This is a genomic window from Arsenophonus endosymbiont of Aleurodicus floccissimus, assembly GCF_900343025.1.
Classification (GTDB): domain Bacteria; phylum Pseudomonadota; class Gammaproteobacteria; order Enterobacterales; family Enterobacteriaceae; genus Arsenophonus.
The window spans coordinates 249,934-268,169 of record NZ_OUND01000002.1; the positions used below are offsets into that span (position 1 = coordinate 249,934).

The following is an 18,236-nucleotide window of genomic DNA, read 5'->3' on the forward strand; positions in this document are numbered from 1 at the left end:
TTACCATTAGTCATTTTAAGCGGTGATGATATTTCGGTTATTCAAAAAGATTTTTATGCAGTATTTGAATAATCGTCTCTGCTTCTTTATCAGAGACCAATAGGCAAATATTATGACTACTGGCTCAGTAACATATCATACGGATATTATGAGTTGCTAGCGCGCTAAAAATGTGACTTCCCAGACCATTTATTGTGATAAGTTATTACTAACAATTGCAACTAGTGCTAACTCCTCCTCAACATCTACACGACATAATTTGGCTAATTCTGTCATTAAAGTGTCAGTTAATCGGTTTCCTTTGGTAGTGGTAGAGCCAGTTGTATCCAAGGTTAAAGCAATGCTAACTTCGGATGTAGTAATGAGATCAACAGAAGTATGATGTTGTGATAATATCGTCAATACTTCAGCAAGAAATCCGCGAGCGTGAAGCATATTTAGACTATGCAAAGTGAGAAGCGTCTGTTTTCTCCGTAGGGTCAGCGCTCGAAATTGAGGTAATTTCTCGGTGCGGGCGCAGATATAGGTGCCACTCTTTTCTGGTATTTTGCTTGAGCCAACAAATACGGGTATCCCTACCAGAATAGCAGGTAACAATGTTGCTGGATGTAAGATTTTAGCGCCGAATACAGCCATTTCTGCGACTTCATTAAAAGTGATAGCGCTAATCGATTTGGCACTAGCAACAATACGAGGATCGGTCGTATAGATACTGGCAACATCTGTCCAGATATCAACCTGGTCAAAGGATAGCGCTTCAGCAATCAGCGCAGCGGTGTAATCGCTACCTCCTCGCCCTAATGTTGTTGTCCGGCCGGCTTCATCCTGGCTAATAAAACCTTGAGTTACAATCAGTTTTTCTTACAGTTTAGGTAGTAGATATTTTATTAGCTAGTCGCTTTAATTGTTGCTGATTGGGTTTGGTTTTACCAAATTTATCATTGGTTTTAATAATATTATGAACATCAAACCAGATTGCGATCACCCCTCGTTGTAGTAGGATTTCGACAAAAAATAAGTAGCTTGACATCAGCTCACCATAACTGACAATTTCATCAATCTGTGGTGCGGTAAGGGGTTGTTGGGTCGTGACTGCGGATAAAGAAGTAAGTCTTGCCAGCAAGTGATAAATTATTGGTTGAATGCTAAGAGGGTTGTCTAGACAATTGATTATCGTGTATTGACGCTGACGAATTTGTTTTAATAGCGCCTTACGTCTATTGTCATTACACGCCTCAGTAAGTTTGATCAGCAGATTGGTAATGCCTGATGAAGCTGAGAGTACAACAATTCGCACATTTTTATTAGCAATAACGATATCCGTGCTTTTATACATGGTCTCATAATTAGCGACACTGGTGCCACCAAATTTAGCAATATGAAATTTTTTATTTGCGGAGGCGGTAGAAACTGCGCTCATAATACTATCTCCATGTATTTGAAAGGCGAACAATTAATTTACCATTATCTAGTTGTTGTCTGAAGGTCAATTTATTTTTAGCGAAATCAATAATTTTTATAATTACCAAAAAATTATTGATTTTATCAATATTCGATCAATTGAAGAGATACAATTAAATTGGTCAGCGGAAGGCATTAAAAGAAGTTAAATTGGTGGGGAAAATGAGTTACTATCCAGTCATTGGTAGTTGTAAATCTGAGTTGAAGAAAGAGAGAGAGTATTTCAATGGAAAACATTAATCCAAGTCTAACAGTGGCATGGCACGAATTAGAACAACATTATCAATCAGTAAAAGATATCCATCTGTGTAATCTTTTTGCTAATGATGTTGATCGTTTTGCTAATTTTTCACTCACTTTTAATGAACAGATCTTGGTTGATTTTTCTAAAAATCGAATAACTAAAAATACCTTGCTTAAATTATTAGATTTAGCAAAAGAGACAAAGTTAAGTGTCGCAATTAACAGCATGTTTTCCGGAGAGAAAATTAATAAAACAGAAGATAGAGCTGTTTTGCATATTGCTTTACGTAATCGTAGCAATAGCCCGATAAAGCTTGATGGTGTTGATATTATGCCACAAGTTAATGCTGTGCTAGACAAAATGCGTTGTTTCAGTGAACGAGTCATTAATGGTGATTGGAAAGGTTATACTGGCCAGGCAATAACAGATGTTGTTAATATTGGTATTGGAGGTTCTGATCTTGGGCCATATATGGTAACCGAAGCACTCAGACCTTACAAAAACCATTTAAATATGCATTTTGTTTCCAATATAGATGGCAGCCATATTGCTGAAACATTGCAAAAAATTAAGCCTGAAACAACATTATTTTTGATTGCTTCTAAAACTTTTACCACCCAGGAGACAATGACTAATGCTCACACAGCCAGAAAATGGTTTTTAGCTGCCGCTGAGGATGAAACACAGATCGCCAAACATTTTGTCGCTTTATCAACCAATGAGCAACAAGTGGCCAAATTTGGCATCGATACACAAAATATGTTCAAATTCTGGGATTGGGTTGGCGGTCGTTACTCATTGTGGTCTGCTATTGGCCTGTCGATTGTTTTATCCATCGGATTTAATAATTTTGAGCAATTACTAAGTGGCGCTCATGCAATGGATCAACATTTTGCACAGACACCTTTTGAGCATAATATTCCGGTAATATTGGCGTTAATCGGGATTTGGTATAATAATTTTTTTGCTACTGAGACTGAAGCCATTTTACCTTATGATCAATATTTACATCGATTTGCGGCTTATTTTCAACAAGGCAATATGGAATCAAATGGTAAGTATGTTGATCGTAATGGCAAAAAAGTGAATTATCAAACCGGGCCCATTATTTGGGGTGAACCAGGTACTAATGGTCAGCATGCATTTTATCAATTAATCCATCAAGGTACCAAACTTATCCTTTGTGATTTCATTGCACCAGCGATAAGTCATAATCCATTAAGTGATCACCATAATAAATTAATGTCTAATTTTTTTGCTCAAACAGAAGCGTTAGCATTTGGCAAAAATCGGCTTGAAGTAGACGAAGAATTTAAAGCGGCAGGTCAAGACCCAGCTAAAATGGCCAATGTGGCACTTTATAAAGTTTTCCAAGGTAATCACCTAACTAACTCTATCCTTGTTAATCAAATTACGCCATATACGCTAGGCGCTTTGATTGCGATGTATGAACACAAGATTTTTGTGCAAGGTGCTATATTTAATATTTTTAGTTTTGACCAATGGGGGGTCGAACTTGGTAAGCAATTAGCTGGTCGCATTCTGCCTGAGCTGTCAACTGAAGATCAAATTAACAGCCATGACATTTCTACCAATGGCTTGATTAATTGTTTTAAAAGCTGGCGACAATAATTTTTATTACCAAAGCTTGTAACAGCAGGTTTTGGTGACAAAAAATAACCTGCCAGATAGATCACTTCTTGCTAATATAAAGATTGCAAAATTAATAAAAATTTTGCAATCAGAGATAACTTTTTATATAAATTAGCAGATCCTATCATTCCATTCATTATTAGCATGCTATCTTGTATGTTAAATCTCAAGATAGAGTGAGAGAAATATTCTATGGGCGTAACTGTAAAGATAAGCCATATCAATCAGTCACTTTTCTGCAATCAACCGATTCATTGGTTTTCGACGCAAGAAGTTACCGTATCGAATCCAATATATAATTGGTTAACCGAACAATGACTCAGCGTCTTGCGCGTTATTGCCGGCAAGTCACCGTAAAACTTTATCAAGAAGGTTTTGTTCTGTTAGATAGTCAGGACGAAGAAGCTAAACTTTTACCTAATAGTCAACGTTATTGGTTACGTGAATTGGTACTTTTAGGTGATGATTGTCCATGTTTATATGAGCGGACGGTTATTCCAGAAGAAACATTAACTGGCCCTGAACGCGAGCTAATAAATTTAGGCAGTGTGCCATTGGGAAAATACCTGTTTAGTGGAAATAATTTGACTCGTGATTATATTAATCTAGGTATACAGAATAGTTGTTGGGTAAGGCGTTCATTGTTAAGATTATCGGTTAAACCTTTATTATTAACAGAACTTTTTTGCCAGATTCACCTATCTATACAAAATAATAGGGAGATAAATAGATTGGAAGGGCAAACAACTTTGAAATTGAATAAATGGCGCGTCTATTTTCGTTTAATGCGTATTGATAAACCGATAGGTATTTTATTATTACTATGGCCTACTTATTGGGCATTATGGTTAGCAAGTCGAGGGTTACCAGATCTTTTTATTTTATTAATTTTTACTGCGGGTGTTTTTTTGATGCGTGCAGCTGGTTGTGTTATCAATGATTTTGCGGATCGAAAATTTGATGGTTATGTTGTCAGAACCAAAGAACGTCCCTTTCCTAATGGTGATGTAACAAAAAAAGAAGCTAAGACACTATTTTTTTTATTGATTGTCATCGCTTTTATATTAGTGTTAACCTTGAATAAAATAGCAATTTGGTTATCGGTGATTGGATTGTTATTAGCTTGGATTTATCCATTTATCAAACGATTTAGCCATTTTCCGCAAATTCTACTGGGTGCTGCGTTTGGTTGGTCAATTCCAATGGTATATGCAGCAGTTAGTGAGTACTTACATTTAGAATGTTGGTTATTATTTCTGGTTAATATTATTTGGTCTATTGTTTATGATACCCAATATGCGATGGTTGATCTCAATGATGATATAAAAATTGGTGTAAAATCAACCGCAATTATTTTTGCCGGTTTTGATAAATTAATTATTGGCATTTTACAATTAGCTATGGTGCTGGTGTTATTTTATATAGGGCAACTGCTAGATTTGGGTGGGTTTTATTTTGTTAGTTTGATATTGGTATTAGGCTTATTTACCTATCAACAAAAACTAATTGCCAATCGACAACCAATATTATGTTTTAAAGCATTTATGAATAACAATTATGTGGGATTGGTTTTATTTATTGGCATCTTATTAAATTATTTTTAATTATAAAGAATAATCTCGAATGATTATCTTTTATAACGTTGGTCGACTTCAGTCTAAATCCGTTTTACGTTACTATACTAATATAAAGATGATTTATTTAGGTAATGGTTCTTAAGTAACGTGTTTGACACTTTCAATAGTTAAGCACACTTCAGGAGATATTAATTTAGCGATAATACGATAAAGCCGTTGTGCATTGGCGATGATAATCGCATCTTCTTCTCTATTAATATAACCTTCCTGCTTTAATGTACTTACCAGTGTGGAGAAAACTGCTTTATCAAAGAATTCAGGCGCGTTGATACCATGTAGTACAGATAGACGTTGAGCAAGAATACGGCTCTCTTTTTCTAATATTCCTCGGCTAATTTCAGGTATCGTACTCAGTAGGTAAAGTGTAATCGCATATCGTTGTAGAGTTTCTTTAATACCAGCAGCTAAAAGCTGAAGATGGCGAATGCGAGCTGGATTGATAGTTACAACACCCTCTAATGTTAATAATATTAGTTGTTGACGCACCAATTCATTCAGCAGAATATCGATAGATTCAGGTAATTCTTCTATGCTATATCGCATGAAGAGTTCTGCTTTTAAGAATGGATAAATGAGTGCAATTTGATCACTAATTTCCTGGCGTTGAACACTTTCATTATGTAATATGATATTGGCTACCAAAGAAGGCAAAACCAATAAATGCATGATATTATTTCGATAATAAGTCATCAATACAGCATTTTCTCGAGGTAATACTATAATATCGCCCATGCTGTCATGTTCGACTTCAAACTTATCCAATTGCAATGCGTCTTCTAATAGTTGCTCAGAAGTTTTGCTGGGTGTCGTGCTATCATCGCTATAAGGTACATTTCTTAATAGTTGGAGGTAACATTCGATTTGTTCAATTAATTGTTCACGGGTTAACGCACGTTGGCGTGAAGCTAATAAAGCAGTTGAACATAAATTGACTGCATTAGCCGCAGCAGCGTTGTTAATTCTAACCATGATTTTATGAGCTAACCGAGTTACGGTTGAATTTAGCCAAGTTGGACGTTGGGGCTCAATAGCATCGATAGATTGACGCCACTCGGGAACATGTTTGTTTAAATATTGTGTTAGTGCAATCGGTTGGCCAAAATTAACATAACCTTGGCCTAGTTTACGCAATTTGCGTAGACCTCTTAACATTGAGAAAAAACCTTCTTTCTCTTTTGCTGCACCTTTTAGTTCCTTAGCGTAGGTCGCAACTTCTAATACATGTTCATAACCTATGTAGATTGGAACAATTGTAATTGGACGTGAATCACCTCGCAGCATTGCTTGTAGGGTCACCGACAGCGTACCAGTCTTTGGTTCCAGTATTCGACCTGTTCGAGAGCGGCCACCTTCAACAAAATATTCAATTGAATAGCCACGCGCAAATAATTCGCTGAGATATTCACGAAATATGGTCGAGTAAAGTTTATTGCCTTTGAAAGAGCGACGAATGAAAAAAGCACCTAAGCGACGAAAAATTGGCCCAGCCGGCCAAAAATTAAGGTTAATACCTGCGGCGATATGAGGCGGAACTAAACCTTGATGATAAAGCACGTAAGATAATAATAGATAATCCATGTGACTACGATGAGAAGGAATATAGACAATTTCATGGCCATCTTGTGCTAATTGGCGCACACGTTCGGCGTATTGCACATTAATTCCTTGATAGAGTCGATTCCATGTCCAACTAAGTACGCGGTCGGTAATACGGATCGCTTCATAGGAAAAATTAGCGGCAATTTCTTCCATCATGGCAATCGCATTATGTTTTGCTTTCTCAAGGGAGATTTTTTTTGCTTTAGCTTCATCTCCAATTGCTTTTTCTATCGCTTTTGAAGTTAACAGTTTATTGAATAGATTGTGGCGTACAGGGAGTTTAGGGCCAACCGCAGCTAATCGTTGCCGTGAATAGTGAATTCGAGCTACTCGGGCAAGTTTATTGGCGATAATTTTATCAGTACCATATTCGCCAGCCATTTGGTGTAAAGAGACAGTGGGAGAAAAACGAACAAAACTGTCACGTCCTAACCAGATAACGGCAAAGAATTTTTGGATACCATTCAGTAAACGTAACGGAGGTGCTGGCGAGTGACCTTCTCGACCAGGCGCTCGGCCGAACATTACTGATACGGGTAGCATCTGAATGTCTAGCTCGGGATTATGGCAATGAAGATCAAGGTAAGCAGTAAATGTTTTTACTGAATCTTTACGCGGATCTGGCGAATAATAACGAAATACACGTGGGCCATCATCGATAAAGACATAGGCAGGTAATTTAATTTCGTCTATTTCAATCGGATCGAGTGGATCAGGTAAGCCAATAGAACAACATTGTTGCCGTAACGTCAATAAATCTGTTTTAGAATGATAAGGTAATACATGTAGAAAAGGACGCGTCGTATCAAGACGCAATTCTTTAATTGGATCTGCTGGTATGAGCTTACTTTTTACCAGCAATTTTATTGGGAAATCTAATAAATTATAGTAAATTTTAAGCCAAAATGACATAGATGAGCGATAGCCTCTTGTTTGAATCCTACCAAAGCATATCAGAAATAGTAATTAATATCTGTTTAAAAGATAATAATTATATTAAATCCCACATTTATCTAAACCTAGAGAGTAAAATTTATTGCGAATCAAACAACTGGTTTAATCTGAATTATTAAAGCAACTGGTTATTGGCTGAAAGGGTTAAGAGCAGCCTGGAAGAGTGAAGCCGCTTTTAGACAAGAAGTAATTATGGAGGTTATTGCCATTATTGAGGCTTTTTTACTTGATGTGCAATGGATTGAACGGTTATTACTTATTAGTTCAATGGTATTAATCACTATTGTTGAATTATTAAATAGTGCGATTGAAGCAATGGTTGATAGAATTGGTACAGAATTGCATGAGCTTTCCGCTAAAGCGAAAGATATCGGCTAGGTGGCGGTTTTTATTTCAATTTGTTTAGCAATTTTTATTTGGTCAGTTGTAATTGGTAATCATTATTTCGTGAGCTAGTTATAAAAAATAGGGTTTTACACATTTATTGGTTTTAAATCTTAATATAACTGTATATAATTACAGTTACAATGTGTGGATACGAATAAATAGGGGGCGAAATGAAAGAATTAACGTTGAGGCAGCAGCAGGTCTATGATTTAGTGCGTGAACACATTACGCAAACGGGTATGCCGCCGACACGCGCTGAAATTGCATCAAGTTTAGGTTTTCGTTCACCAAATGCAGCAGAGGAACACTTAAAGGCTTTGGCGCGTAAAGGGGTGATAGAAATTGTTTCTGGGGCGTCTCGCGGTATCCGGCTACTGCAAGAAGAACATGAGAATGAAGGATTACCACTTATTGGTCGGGTGGCGGCAGGGGAACCCTTACTTGCTCAAGAACATATCGATAGTCATTATCGGATTGATGCTACTATTTTTAGGCCTAGTGCTGATTTTTTATTGCGTGTTAATGGCATGTCAATGAAAAATATTGGAATTATCGATGGGGATTTACTTGCTGTACATAAAACCCAGCAGGTACATAATGGACAAATCGTTGTAGCGCGTATTCATGATGAAGTGACGGTTAAACGCTTCAAGCAAGTGGGTAGTAAAGTTGAATTAATTACTGAAAATCCTGAATTTGAGCCCATTATTGTGGATTTGCGGACACAAAGCTTAACTATTGAAGGACTAGCTGTTGGTATTATTCGTAGTAGTAAATCATTTTAGTCAAACTTTTAGCTCTAATTAATTTTTTAAGTAAATTCAGCTTAATTTATTGAATATAATATTATTTTCTAGTTTGTTTGATTTTTTAATTGATAGGTATTAAGCAAACTATTTTTTAAATTTTTATTGCTTTTTTTAATAAAGGCTGGTTGTATAAGCCGCCGGCTTTTATATCACTATTTAAGCCTAATAATGCTTAACTTTGACACTGTTTTTTCTCAATTTTGTAGCAGGGTAAGCATAGCCCATGGCTTTCAACAACGGTATGGAACAATTGAAAACTAGTCTGTTTGGCTAATTTTAAAATAGCAGTTTCTACCGCCTGGCCATTACTTTCGGCGAACACTACCGCAACTATCACAAATTAGCATAACTGAGGTATGTTTAGGATCCTCAAAATGATGACAAATAACATAGCTGTTTGTTGATTCTATCTTGTGTATAAAGCCTTGTTCTAACAGAAATTCCAGGCCACGATAAATCGTCGGTGGTTTAGCTTGAGGTTCAGAAATTCTAAGTAGATCAAGTAAATCATAAGCACTAATAGAACAAGGTTGGGCTGCTATAAGGCGTAATACTTCTTCTCTTTGGGGTGTCAAACGTACATTACGTGCTTGGCATATTTTTTTTGCCTGGGACAGTATTTTTTCTTGATCTTGCTTTGCCATGAATTATCCTAAGGTAAAGATCATTATAATAATGATATTATCATATTTATACTTTTTGATATCTACCATAGTTCTAAAATAAATAATATCTTTTACTATTTTCTAATAATGCTTTTTTATTTCCTGTTACGATAAACTGATACTTAATTGGAAAATGGAATAAATATTGAGTAGAAATTAAGATTATTAATTTTGATTATCTAGTTAATTAATATAAGTTATTTCTATTTAAATTAAGGGCTATAAAATGGATCACAAGTTTTAATTGCGAACATGCCTCCCTCTTTACTAAGATTCTTATCACAATTCTATTATATTATTTTTTATAACTGAAAATTATCAGTAACATTTTATATATTGCTTGATTTTTAAAGAAGTTAATAATGCGTGATAGCAAAAAAATACACCATGTTTTTATACTTATGCAGGTATAAGGTAGTGGTAAATAAGCAGTGGCGAGTGGGATCGCTCAAAAAATAGGAATTGCGTTTTTAGATGGTGATTTTTTGCATCCACGTGTCAATATTAGAAAGATGTCGGATGGCCATACATTGAATGATGCTGATCGACTGCCTTGGCTTAAGGCATTGAGCGATGCTATTTTTGCTATGCAAAGAACAACTAAGGTTTCTTTGATTGTTTGTTCCGCGTTGAAAAAAATATCGAGATATTTTAAGAGACGGAAATCAACATTTGTCATTTTTTTACCTTGAAGGAAACTTTAAATTAATAGAAGACCGATTAAAAAAGCGTAAAAATCATTTTTTCAAACCAAATATGTTGGTCTCGCAGTTTGATACTTTGGAAGTACCTAGTAATGATGAGAAAGATGTGTATGTCGTCGATATTAAGCCACCATTCGCTGAGGTTATTGATAATACAGTAAAATGAATTGATGAAATTATTACTAAGGAAAAATAGATGAACACGCCTATACCTGAAACATTAAATATGCTTGTATTGACATTGACTGCCGCAGGTGCTGTCTTTTTATTGTTGTTTCTGGTTATGTATGCAAGATTACATGCGTTCATTGCGTTGATGGTGGTTTCTATTTTAGCGGGATTATTTTCTGGCATACCGGTTAAAAAAATTATAGAAACAATGCAAGAAGAAGGTATGGCAGGAACATTAGGATTCTTGGCAATTATCGTGGCATTAGGCGCAATGTTTGGACGAGATACTCCATGAAACAGGCGCATTAGAGCAAATTGCGATCAAATTAATCAGTTGTTTTGGTGAAAAACGGTCTAATTTAGCCATTGGTATTATAGGATTGATTTGCGCATTACCACTTTTTTGATGTCGCAATAGTATTGTTAATTGGTATTGTTTTCACCATTACTAACCGGTTAGGTGGCAATGTTGTTAAAACAGCTATTCCCTTGTTTGCGGGTGTAGCCGCTGTTGCTGCTTTTTTACTTCCGGGTCTAACGCCAATGTTAGTTGCATCTCAGATGCATGCTGATTTTGATTGGATGATTTTTGATTGGCATATGCGCAGCTATTCCAGCAATGCTTATCGCCAGCCCTTTATTTGGTAATTTTATTAGCCAGCATGTTTTTATTGCCTTACCTGAAAATTATCAAGACAATGAGAGCAAAAAAGGTAAAATGCCAAGTTTATGTTCAGCCTATTAATCGTACTGTTTCCTTTAGCGTTGGTAGGATTGAAAACATTAAGTAGTTATTTTTTGGTAAAGGGCTCTGATGCAGAGCACTGGTTAGAATTTTATTGGCCACCCATTTATCGCATTGCTGTTAGCTTGTCTACTGGCTATCTATGGTTTAGGCCTTAGCTATGGTATGAATAGAGAAAAAGTGATGGAGATCTGTTCAGCAGCGATTCAACCGGTAGGAATCATTTTACTTATTACAGGTGCCGGGGGTGTTTTTAAGCAAGTTTTAGTCAATTCAGATGTTGGACCAGTATTAGGTAATGCGTTAATGAATACAGGCTTACCAATTGTATTGGCTTGTTTTGTATTGGTTGCTGCTGTACGCATTATTCAAGGTTTAGCGACGGTAGCTTGTTTAACGACTATTGGACTTATATTGCCGGTATCAGTGAGTTAGGTTATTCTGGCGCGCAATTAGCCGCTTTGGCAGTTTGTATATCTGGCGGCTCAATAGTACTAAGCCATGTAAATGACTCTTGGTTGTTTAGTAAATTTACTGGCGCTACCGAAGGTCAGACATTGAAAACTTGGACTTTAATGGAAACTATTTTAGGGGCTGTTGGGGCGATTATAGGTATGCTATTTTTTGTTTTTCTTTGAAGTTAGTGAATTAAGTGAATTTTAAATGATGCTATTGTGTGAAGGATTAGGGTGTTAATCTTTAAAAAATAATAAAATCCACACATTTATTATGTATGGATTTTATTTTTAGTAATTATTACAGCAAATTGATTAAATATACTTTGGCATATTCTGCTGAACTTGGGTGATTAACTCTTCGTTACTTGAGAACATATTTATAAATAACGATTATATTTATCTCCAAGTTGTGAGTAGTTTTTCAGATTATCAATTAATACACTGATACTTAATGAATTTTGAGTACTAGGCTGCTTTGCCTGTGAATTGTGTAATAACTCATAAGCATTATTAGTATTCAAATTTCTTAAGTATAAATTGACAGATGAATAAACCGCATAGCCTTTGATGGTACCTGGACTGTAGGTACATTTACGACCACATTTCATGCCAAACAAATTATTATTTTTCTATGCTAAGCCAGAAGCTCCCTAACCTGATTCTGTTGCTGCTTGGGTAACAACTAAATGTGTAGGAATAATATCAACACGACTTAGCAGCTTGTTCCAGTTTAAGCTAGCAGGTGAACTACATGGTATATTATAACTGGTACAAATTTGATTTAATCGTTGTTTATCAGTAGTGTTCCAATTTTTATTGTAACGTTTGGATAATAACCACTGGTGATCTTGTAGTTGTACTTTTCAATTATTGGGACAATCGCTTTTAAAAACGCTTTCTTGTGAGTAGCTCCTAATGGGTATTTTCGCATATCAGGCAGACGAGTTAGTTCTTTTGTCTGCACAGGTTTGTGATAATACTTTTTTAGAGACAAACTCGTACTAGTTGATGAATAACTAAAACTAGTTGAAAACAATAACACCAAGAAAGCGAAGACGGCGTTAATCCTCATCGTTCGAGAGGGTATGACGCTTCTCCTCGTTTCAAGTTGAACAAAAATTGCATAAATCCTAGCAGGTAAATTTAACAAGTGCTACTTATTATTGATTATTTATTAATTAAACTTTAGTTTAAATTTGTTAATTTTAATTAAAAATTTTATAATTATTTTACAATAAGTTATATTTTGATTAAAATATTAATATAGTTAAACTTATTTAATCAATTACATGTGGGACTCTATATATTTTTAGCAAAAATTAATGATTTTATTGCTGCTTTAATTTCAAATTATCGCGAATTTCAGTAAATTTTGCTATTTGTGGAAAGTCTTCACGTGTCCAATAACCATTTTTAGCTGGTAAGGTAGTAGAATATTTTGTTGGCCACAGCTATAGTTGCGCAAAATTGGGATAGCTTATAGTGTTTATAATTCTGAGGAAGTGACAATTTGTGTTCATGTTGGATATTTTTTGGTGGCATGATCGGCATACGCGTACTACTGGTTTCATAGTCTCGTTTTAGGACCAGTAATTTTTCGGGGACATGCATTTTGCTATTCCACCATAGATTATCTATTTGATCGAACATTTGTTTGGTTTCGTTTTTAGCGTAAGCGTCTAATTCCTTTAATACTAATACTAATACTAATACTAATACTAATACTAATACTAATACTAATACTAATACTAATACTAATACTAATACTAATACTAATACTAATACTAATACTAATACTAATACTAATACTAATACTAATACTAATACTAATACTAATGTTTTAGCTATGGCTACACTAAATTGAGTCACTGAACCGGCCTGACCTTGTGAAATCAATGTAAGTGCAATACAAGCACCTAACAGGTTGTAATAGAGATCTTCAGGAGAAAAAGCGGAAATACCTTCAGAAATACCAGGTACAGATTCATAGCTATAACTTTGAGCGATTTCGTGCCAGACAGCTAATTCAAAAGCTAATTCAGCGGCGAGATAAGAACTTAATGTATAACGTTCAATATAAGGTATTGATGATTTAACCGCAAAAGTTGTATCTTTCGGGCAGCTAATTCATCATCTAGTTGAATTTAAGAATTTTCTCACAGATCAGTAAAAATTTCAGTAAAAAGATATAGCGTATAATCTGCAATATCTTTTACATGCGTAATGTCAATAAACCCGCCTTTTTCAGTATAAATGAGGCCTAATTTTTCTTTACTCAACCCGTTAAGTACCGTCAATGTTGCCCAAAAGCTATCATTATAATGATGTTTACCTAGTTTATTGGCTTCAACAATATTATCAATTTGATAAAAAGGGATTGGTATTTGCCAAAGCTTAACTTTGAGATTATAACCAAAAGCATAACACGGTCTTAAGCCTTGCGGTGGTGCTATTGATTGCATAACAGGCCAAATCATGTGGGCCTTTTCGTGAGTTTCTGTTGTGAGTACTGGTTCAATGGTTATTGAAGTTGCTGTATTTTCTTTGCAACTAATTAAGAAAAGGCAAAGACTGAAGATCTTAATAAAAAATTTCAAATTCAACCTCTAGCCTTTCACACACTGTAATCCGTACCGTTTAGCTGAACTATCTTTTTTTAAAATTGATGGTATAGGCCAGAAGTACATAAAGCAATCAACTTAATGAGTAATGCTATTTTATTTAAAAACGTAATTCGCCCGAGATATAGAAACTATTGCGATTAATTAGCATTTAAGGTAGTGAAGAATTGCTTATAGCCACTGGCAAGAACAGCCCCACCACTGTAGGTTTTTCCTTCAAAATCTAATACGAAAGGCATATTTCGTGCGAAATCTAGTTCAGCGCCCGCGAAATAAACACCAGCTAATTTGGTTTTCGAGGAACCCTTGGTTTTGCCATAAACGCCATAAATATTTAAAAAAGGAAATAGCCAAGTATCTAATTTTAACATATGTGATTCATTTTTCTCGCGGGTATGGCCGGCATCTATTGTTACTAAGTTAGATAGTTGTGGGATTTTCGGTGAGATAAAATTAATTTTATCTATTACTACGTCCTGTCGTAAATTCATATAGCCCGTAGTCAATACCAAATGGTTCGGGGAGGACATAACAACAAGCACGAGCTTCATTATCCCAAATTGGTAAAATACGGGACTCGCTTTGTACCGCTGGTCGAGATAGATTGTCATCGCGTTGCTGTTAATAAGGCGACTCATTTACCGTAATTAATAATAATGGCCGCTCTTGTGCAAAACCCGAATATGGAAGAGCAAAAGTTGTTATCAGTAACAATAATTTATATAGGTGAATAGATTTCATTGATTAAAAACACCATTTAATATGTAAAATACTTAAAAAAACAGAGTAAGCAAACGGAAATAGCTGACTTTGATTAAGCGAGTAATGTAGCTATGTTGTTATTTATTAAATATTTTTATTAGTTACATTGCATATCCTGTAAATTTCTAGAAATATAAATTATTGTCGAATATTTATTAATTAGGGTTAGGTTTTGTAGTTAAAAGCATTCAGATTGTATTTTCAATATGGAAAGTTAAAATATTTTATTTTCTTATGAAAATCCTATTAATTTTTTTTACAAAAAATATAATTCTAATTGAGTGGTTATACTTATCTGAAAACCAATTTTAATTTACGATTGTTGATTCTTTGAATTTTAATTAACTGAAATATATAAAACTTGTTTAAACGTGCGATGCAAATGTAAAAAAATGTATGTTAATTTACTTAATTAAGTTGATTGTAGTATAGATTGGGAATTTTTTGTGGATTACGTTAAAGTTATTCGAATGAATGTTGTTTAAAATTTTTTGTTAGATTAATCACCACCAATAGATTGAATTCATTAAATAATAATAGCAACAACTGATGTCTTAATTTTTTGCCTTGACTGCTTAATTAGTTATCTTCTTGATAGTTACTTGGGTTTCTTTTTTCGTTGCGATCATTTCATGTAATATAGAATATATTTAATTTATCTGGTATTGGATATTTTATCCTGCTTTTTTATAGTAAAGATTTTATTCAGTTGCAACTTTTTATTATATAACTAATTGTTTTTATTGAATAGTAAGCTTTCTTTCTTATTTTTAATTTTCTTGTTTATATTATTGTTGATTGATTTTGCTAATTTTAAATTTGCAGTTATTGAGTGTAGATACTGGAGTTGCTAACAGGAATAAATGGATTTATTTTGATATATAGTTTTTACTACGGTCTTTAAAAAGGTAGATGCTCTTTAATGTAATGAATTCAAAGAGTATCTATCAAAAATGTAAATTACTAAATGGAATGCAAAACAATAATATCAGGTTGTGAGCGGATATAGTTGAGCGGAGGTATATCAACAACTTTCATATTTTTTGAAAGTAATGATGCATTCAGATAATAAATTTGGTATCCTTTTTTAATAACCATGCCGACAAGGAGAAACATCCAATCCATTCAGCTTTGAATAAATTCCTATGTAATCTCCAGTTTTTAATTTTTGTAATGTGTCTGAGTTTACTTTGTCTGATGGAATATAATCTATTTTACGCTCGATGATGTTTAAATCAGGAATAAATTTGCCACCATTGTATTTAAGGTTAAGATGTTTGGTTACGGTAATATAGTTATCATTGATTTTATTCGTAATATCATTGACATTTTTGGGAGAATTAGCAAACCAATCAGAGAAGAAATGTTTTTTTTAAGTAACTAACACTGCTATCTATATAGCGGGTTTTTATCAAATTTTCTAAAAATGTTTGTTTATTAGTTGCATGGCTAATGGCTTGTATATAATTAAGTAAAGTGAAAAAATCAACACCGTTGAAATTGATAACCAGAGTTTCAGCTATAGTTGGTGAACTGATAAGTGTATTAGCTTTATAAGGTGTATCTAGGAAAGATGCTGATATTTAATTTAATAAAATACTTCTTTCTGTATGTTGATTGGGAATAACTTTGGTCGTGATTGTTTTATCCAATTTTTGTTCTGTTTTTTATTAACTTAGATGTTGTAGGCTACAGCGTGACTTGATAAAAAAAATTAAGAAAAAAATTATGGATTTGTACATAAAAACTTCCTTATTACTATTGTATGGATAATAGATAATATCAGATTTTTATAAAATTGATAAAAATATTGTTTTATTTGATTAATAATTTTTAGTTTTGTTTTATAAAATTATAAAATTATAAAATTATAAAATTATAAAATTATAAAATTATAAAATTATAAAATTATAAAATTATAAAATTATATTTATATGAAGTTAATGAGGGATATAATTTTATTTGAAGTGAAGCTATTCTTAGATAGTCTTATATTGTTAATTATTTTATATATACTATATTTATTTTTAATATCATTAGTTAATTAAAATAAATTGGAATAATAAATAATGTTAATTTTTTAAAATATTTATTAATTTAGATAAAAAAGAATGATTTTTAATTTGGCTATATTTTTATATTACTATATTGATTTTTATAGTTAATAGTTTATTTTATAAAATTAATAATAGTTTTTTTATTTAATTGATAGTATGATTTTATTATATAATGTGATTAGTTAAGTATTATTAATGTATGTTTATTAATTAGTTATAAAATAACAATAACCTTAGTTACATAATGAGTGAAAAATTTTATTTTTATACGATAACTATTTATTTAATATCATGTTTTTTATATTGATGATTGTTCATTGAAAATTATTGAATAAAATTTAATATTAGAGCATTGAAAATAAAATAACTATTAATACTCTTAAAGTTAATGGTTTATCGGTCATAATGTCATAAATTGTAGTTAGTTTTTCTATATTAAGAAAAATAAATAACAGCATTATTTATTATTTAGACTAAGGATTGTTTACTGGTAATAATTTTTATATCTATACAGGGATAATATATGAGTATCAGTATAGGTAAAATGATTAAATTTAAACGAAAAGAAAAGGGGTTATCTGGATAATTATTAGCTGAAAAAATAGGAGTTAGCCAACAACAGCTATCATATTATGAATGTGGTGTCAATTACATTAAAGTAAATACATTATATTCAATTATTTAAGTGTTAAATATACCAATAGATTCATTTTTTTTTGCAGAACTAATAGAAGAGGAATTGAAAATTAAGTAAAAAAATAGCCCAGCCTCCGAATTTTCATTGTTAGTAGAAAGTTTTATTTTAGAATAATTTAATATCAAGCATGATAAGTTAAGGTTTTGTATGCTAAAAATAAGATAGTACATTTTTTGGTATATTTTTATTTATTTCGAAATCTGAGAAATAAAGTAATCATAAAATATAAATATTTGGTTATCAGTATTTTATACATATGGAATAAATTTATTCATTAAATGAAAGTATTTAATAAATACGGGTAAGACACGATACTATTATCAACGATTAATTATGGTAATATAATATTATGATTTAAAAGTAAATTCGTATAATTTATTGTTGCAAATAGTATTTTTAGGTAATTGTCAAATATCACTTTTGTTACTAGCATAAATAAGATATCTTAGGCCACAGTTAGAATAAGAATAGTTTTAATAAGTAATAATTTATTTAATTTAATAGATTTGGTATTATTTTAATTGTGTTAAGATAATTTATTTCTGTATAAACATATAGCAAAAAAAATTCATTATTATTAAAGGACGAAAAATAATATAATTATTTTAATAA

Annotated in this window: 10 protein-coding genes and 8 pseudogenes; 11 read left to right on the forward strand and 7 right to left on the reverse strand. The window is 32.8% G+C overall.

The window, feature by feature from the left end; translation table 11 throughout:
- Window positions 1-37 precede the first annotated feature (37 nt).
- A pseudogene (gene lysC, locus ARADI_RS08670) lies at window positions 38-1,420 on the reverse strand (lysine-sensitive aspartokinase 3).
- Window positions 1,421-1,687: 267 nt separating this feature from the next.
- Between lysC and pgi the strand changes: the two are divergent.
- From pgi to ubiA, 3 genes and pseudogenes are all read left to right on the forward strand, one after another.
- Window positions 1,688-3,337 carry a glucose-6-phosphate isomerase gene (pgi, locus tag ARADI_RS08675; protein ID WP_119711806.1) on the forward strand — a complete coding sequence of 550 codons (1,650 nt, stop codon included), beginning with the start codon at window positions 1,688-1,690 and terminating at the stop codon, window positions 3,335-3,337.
- 335 nt (window positions 3,338-3,672) lie between these two features.
- A pseudogene (locus ARADI_RS17895) lies at window positions 3,673-4,035 on the forward strand (chorismate lyase); the annotation flags it as partial.
- A 72-nt stretch (window positions 4,036-4,107) separates the two neighbouring features.
- Entirely contained in the window at window positions 4,108-4,962 is an 855-nt protein-coding gene (ubiA, locus tag ARADI_RS08680; protein WP_238149365.1) for a 4-hydroxybenzoate octaprenyltransferase, read from the forward strand.
- A 111-nt stretch (window positions 4,963-5,073) separates the two neighbouring features.
- Here ubiA and plsB read toward each other — a convergent pair whose 3' ends face one another.
- The gene (plsB, locus tag ARADI_RS08685) at window positions 5,074-7,506 is read right to left on the reverse strand and encodes a glycerol-3-phosphate 1-O-acyltransferase PlsB (protein WP_119711808.1); all 2,433 of its coding nucleotides are present in this window, start codon (window positions 7,504-7,506) and stop codon (window positions 5,074-5,076) included.
- A 153-nt stretch (window positions 7,507-7,659) separates the two neighbouring features.
- Here plsB and ARADI_RS08690 point away from each other — a divergent pair.
- Window positions 7,660-8,004 (forward strand): annotated as a pseudogene (locus ARADI_RS08690) (diacylglycerol kinase).
- A gap of 101 nt (window positions 8,005-8,105) precedes the next feature.
- Window positions 8,106-8,720: a transcriptional repressor LexA gene (gene lexA, locus ARADI_RS08695; RefSeq protein WP_119711809.1), complete on the forward strand. Its 615-nt coding sequence runs from the start codon at window positions 8,106-8,108 to the stop codon at window positions 8,718-8,720.
- A gap of 196 nt (window positions 8,721-8,916) precedes the next feature.
- Here lexA and zur read toward each other — a convergent pair.
- Window positions 8,917-9,388 (reverse strand): annotated as a pseudogene (gene zur / locus ARADI_RS08700) (zinc uptake transcriptional repressor Zur).
- A gap of 383 nt (window positions 9,389-9,771) precedes the next feature.
- Here zur and gntK point away from each other — a divergent pair.
- The 5 genes and pseudogenes from gntK to ARADI_RS19720 all read left to right on the forward strand — a co-directional run bounded on the left by gntK (window position 9,772) and on the right by ARADI_RS19720 (window position 11,667).
- Window positions 9,772-10,279 (forward strand): annotated as a pseudogene (gene gntK / locus ARADI_RS08705) (gluconokinase).
- 30 nt (window positions 10,280-10,309) lie between these two features.
- Window positions 10,310-10,579 carry a GntT/GntP/DsdX family permease gene (locus tag ARADI_RS19705; RefSeq protein WP_255420663.1) on the forward strand — a complete coding sequence of 90 codons (270 nt, stop codon included), beginning with the start codon at window positions 10,310-10,312 and terminating at the stop codon, window positions 10,577-10,579.
- Window positions 10,560-10,932: pseudogene (locus tag ARADI_RS19710) on the forward strand (GntT/GntP/DsdX family permease). Before ARADI_RS19705 ends, ARADI_RS19710 begins: the two are co-directional and overlap by 20 nt.
- Window positions 10,904-11,464, forward strand: a pseudogene (locus tag ARADI_RS19715) (GntT/GntP/DsdX family permease). The pseudogenes ARADI_RS19710 and ARADI_RS19715 overlap by 29 nt, the downstream one beginning before the upstream one ends.
- Window positions 11,465-11,490: 26 nt before the next feature.
- The gene (locus ARADI_RS19720; RefSeq protein WP_255420683.1) at window positions 11,491-11,667 is read left to right on the forward strand and encodes a GntT/GntP/DsdX family permease; all 177 of its coding nucleotides are present in this window, start codon (window positions 11,491-11,493) and stop codon (window positions 11,665-11,667) included.
- 1,233 nt (window positions 11,668-12,900) lie between these two features.
- Here the strand turns inward: ARADI_RS19720 and ARADI_RS19725 are convergent.
- The 4 genes and pseudogenes from ARADI_RS19725 to ARADI_RS20960 all read right to left on the reverse strand — a co-directional run bounded on the left by ARADI_RS19725 (window position 12,901) and on the right by ARADI_RS20960 (window position 16,453).
- A complete protein-coding gene (locus ARADI_RS19725) occupies window positions 12,901-13,614 on the reverse strand; it encodes a DUF4056 domain-containing protein (RefSeq protein WP_369407004.1) in 714 nt (237 codons plus the stop codon).
- A gap of 29 nt (window positions 13,615-13,643) precedes the next feature.
- Window positions 13,644-14,084 (reverse strand): DUF4056 domain-containing protein, encoded by a 441-nt coding sequence (locus tag ARADI_RS19730; protein ID WP_255420664.1) that lies wholly within the window; start codon window positions 14,082-14,084, stop codon window positions 13,644-13,646.
- Between the two features lie 164 nt (window positions 14,085-14,248).
- Window positions 14,249-14,659 (reverse strand): hypothetical protein, encoded by a 411-nt coding sequence (locus ARADI_RS08720; RefSeq protein ID WP_182853169.1) that lies wholly within the window; start codon window positions 14,657-14,659, stop codon window positions 14,249-14,251.
- Window positions 14,660-15,957: 1,298 nt separating this feature from the next.
- Window positions 15,958-16,453: pseudogene (locus ARADI_RS20960) on the reverse strand (N-acetylmuramoyl-L-alanine amidase-like domain-containing protein).
- 1,075 nt (window positions 16,454-17,528) lie between these two features.
- Between ARADI_RS20960 and ARADI_RS20965 the strand changes: the two are divergent.
- Window positions 17,529-17,612 (forward strand): hypothetical protein, encoded by an 84-nt coding sequence (locus ARADI_RS20965; protein ID WP_369407005.1) that lies wholly within the window; start codon window positions 17,529-17,531, stop codon window positions 17,610-17,612.
- The last annotated feature ends 624 nt before the right edge of the window (window positions 17,613-18,236 follow it).

Coding starts and splice junctions, on each gene's coding strand:
- pgi (WP_119711806.1), top strand. CDS start 1,688: ATGGAAAACATTAATCCAAGTCTAACAGTGGCATGGCACGAATTAGAA.
- plsB (WP_119711808.1), bottom strand. CDS start 7,506: ATGTCATTTTGGCTTAAAATTTACTATAATTTATTAGATTTCCCAATA.
- lexA (WP_119711809.1), top strand. CDS start 8,106: ATGAAAGAATTAACGTTGAGGCAGCAGCAGGTCTATGATTTAGTGCGT.
- ARADI_RS19705 (WP_255420663.1), top strand. CDS start 10,310: ATGAACACGCCTATACCTGAAACATTAAATATGCTTGTATTGACATTG.
- ARADI_RS08720 (WP_182853169.1), bottom strand. CDS start 14,659: ATGAAGCTCGTGCTTGTTGTTATGTCCTCCCCGAACCATTTGGTATTG.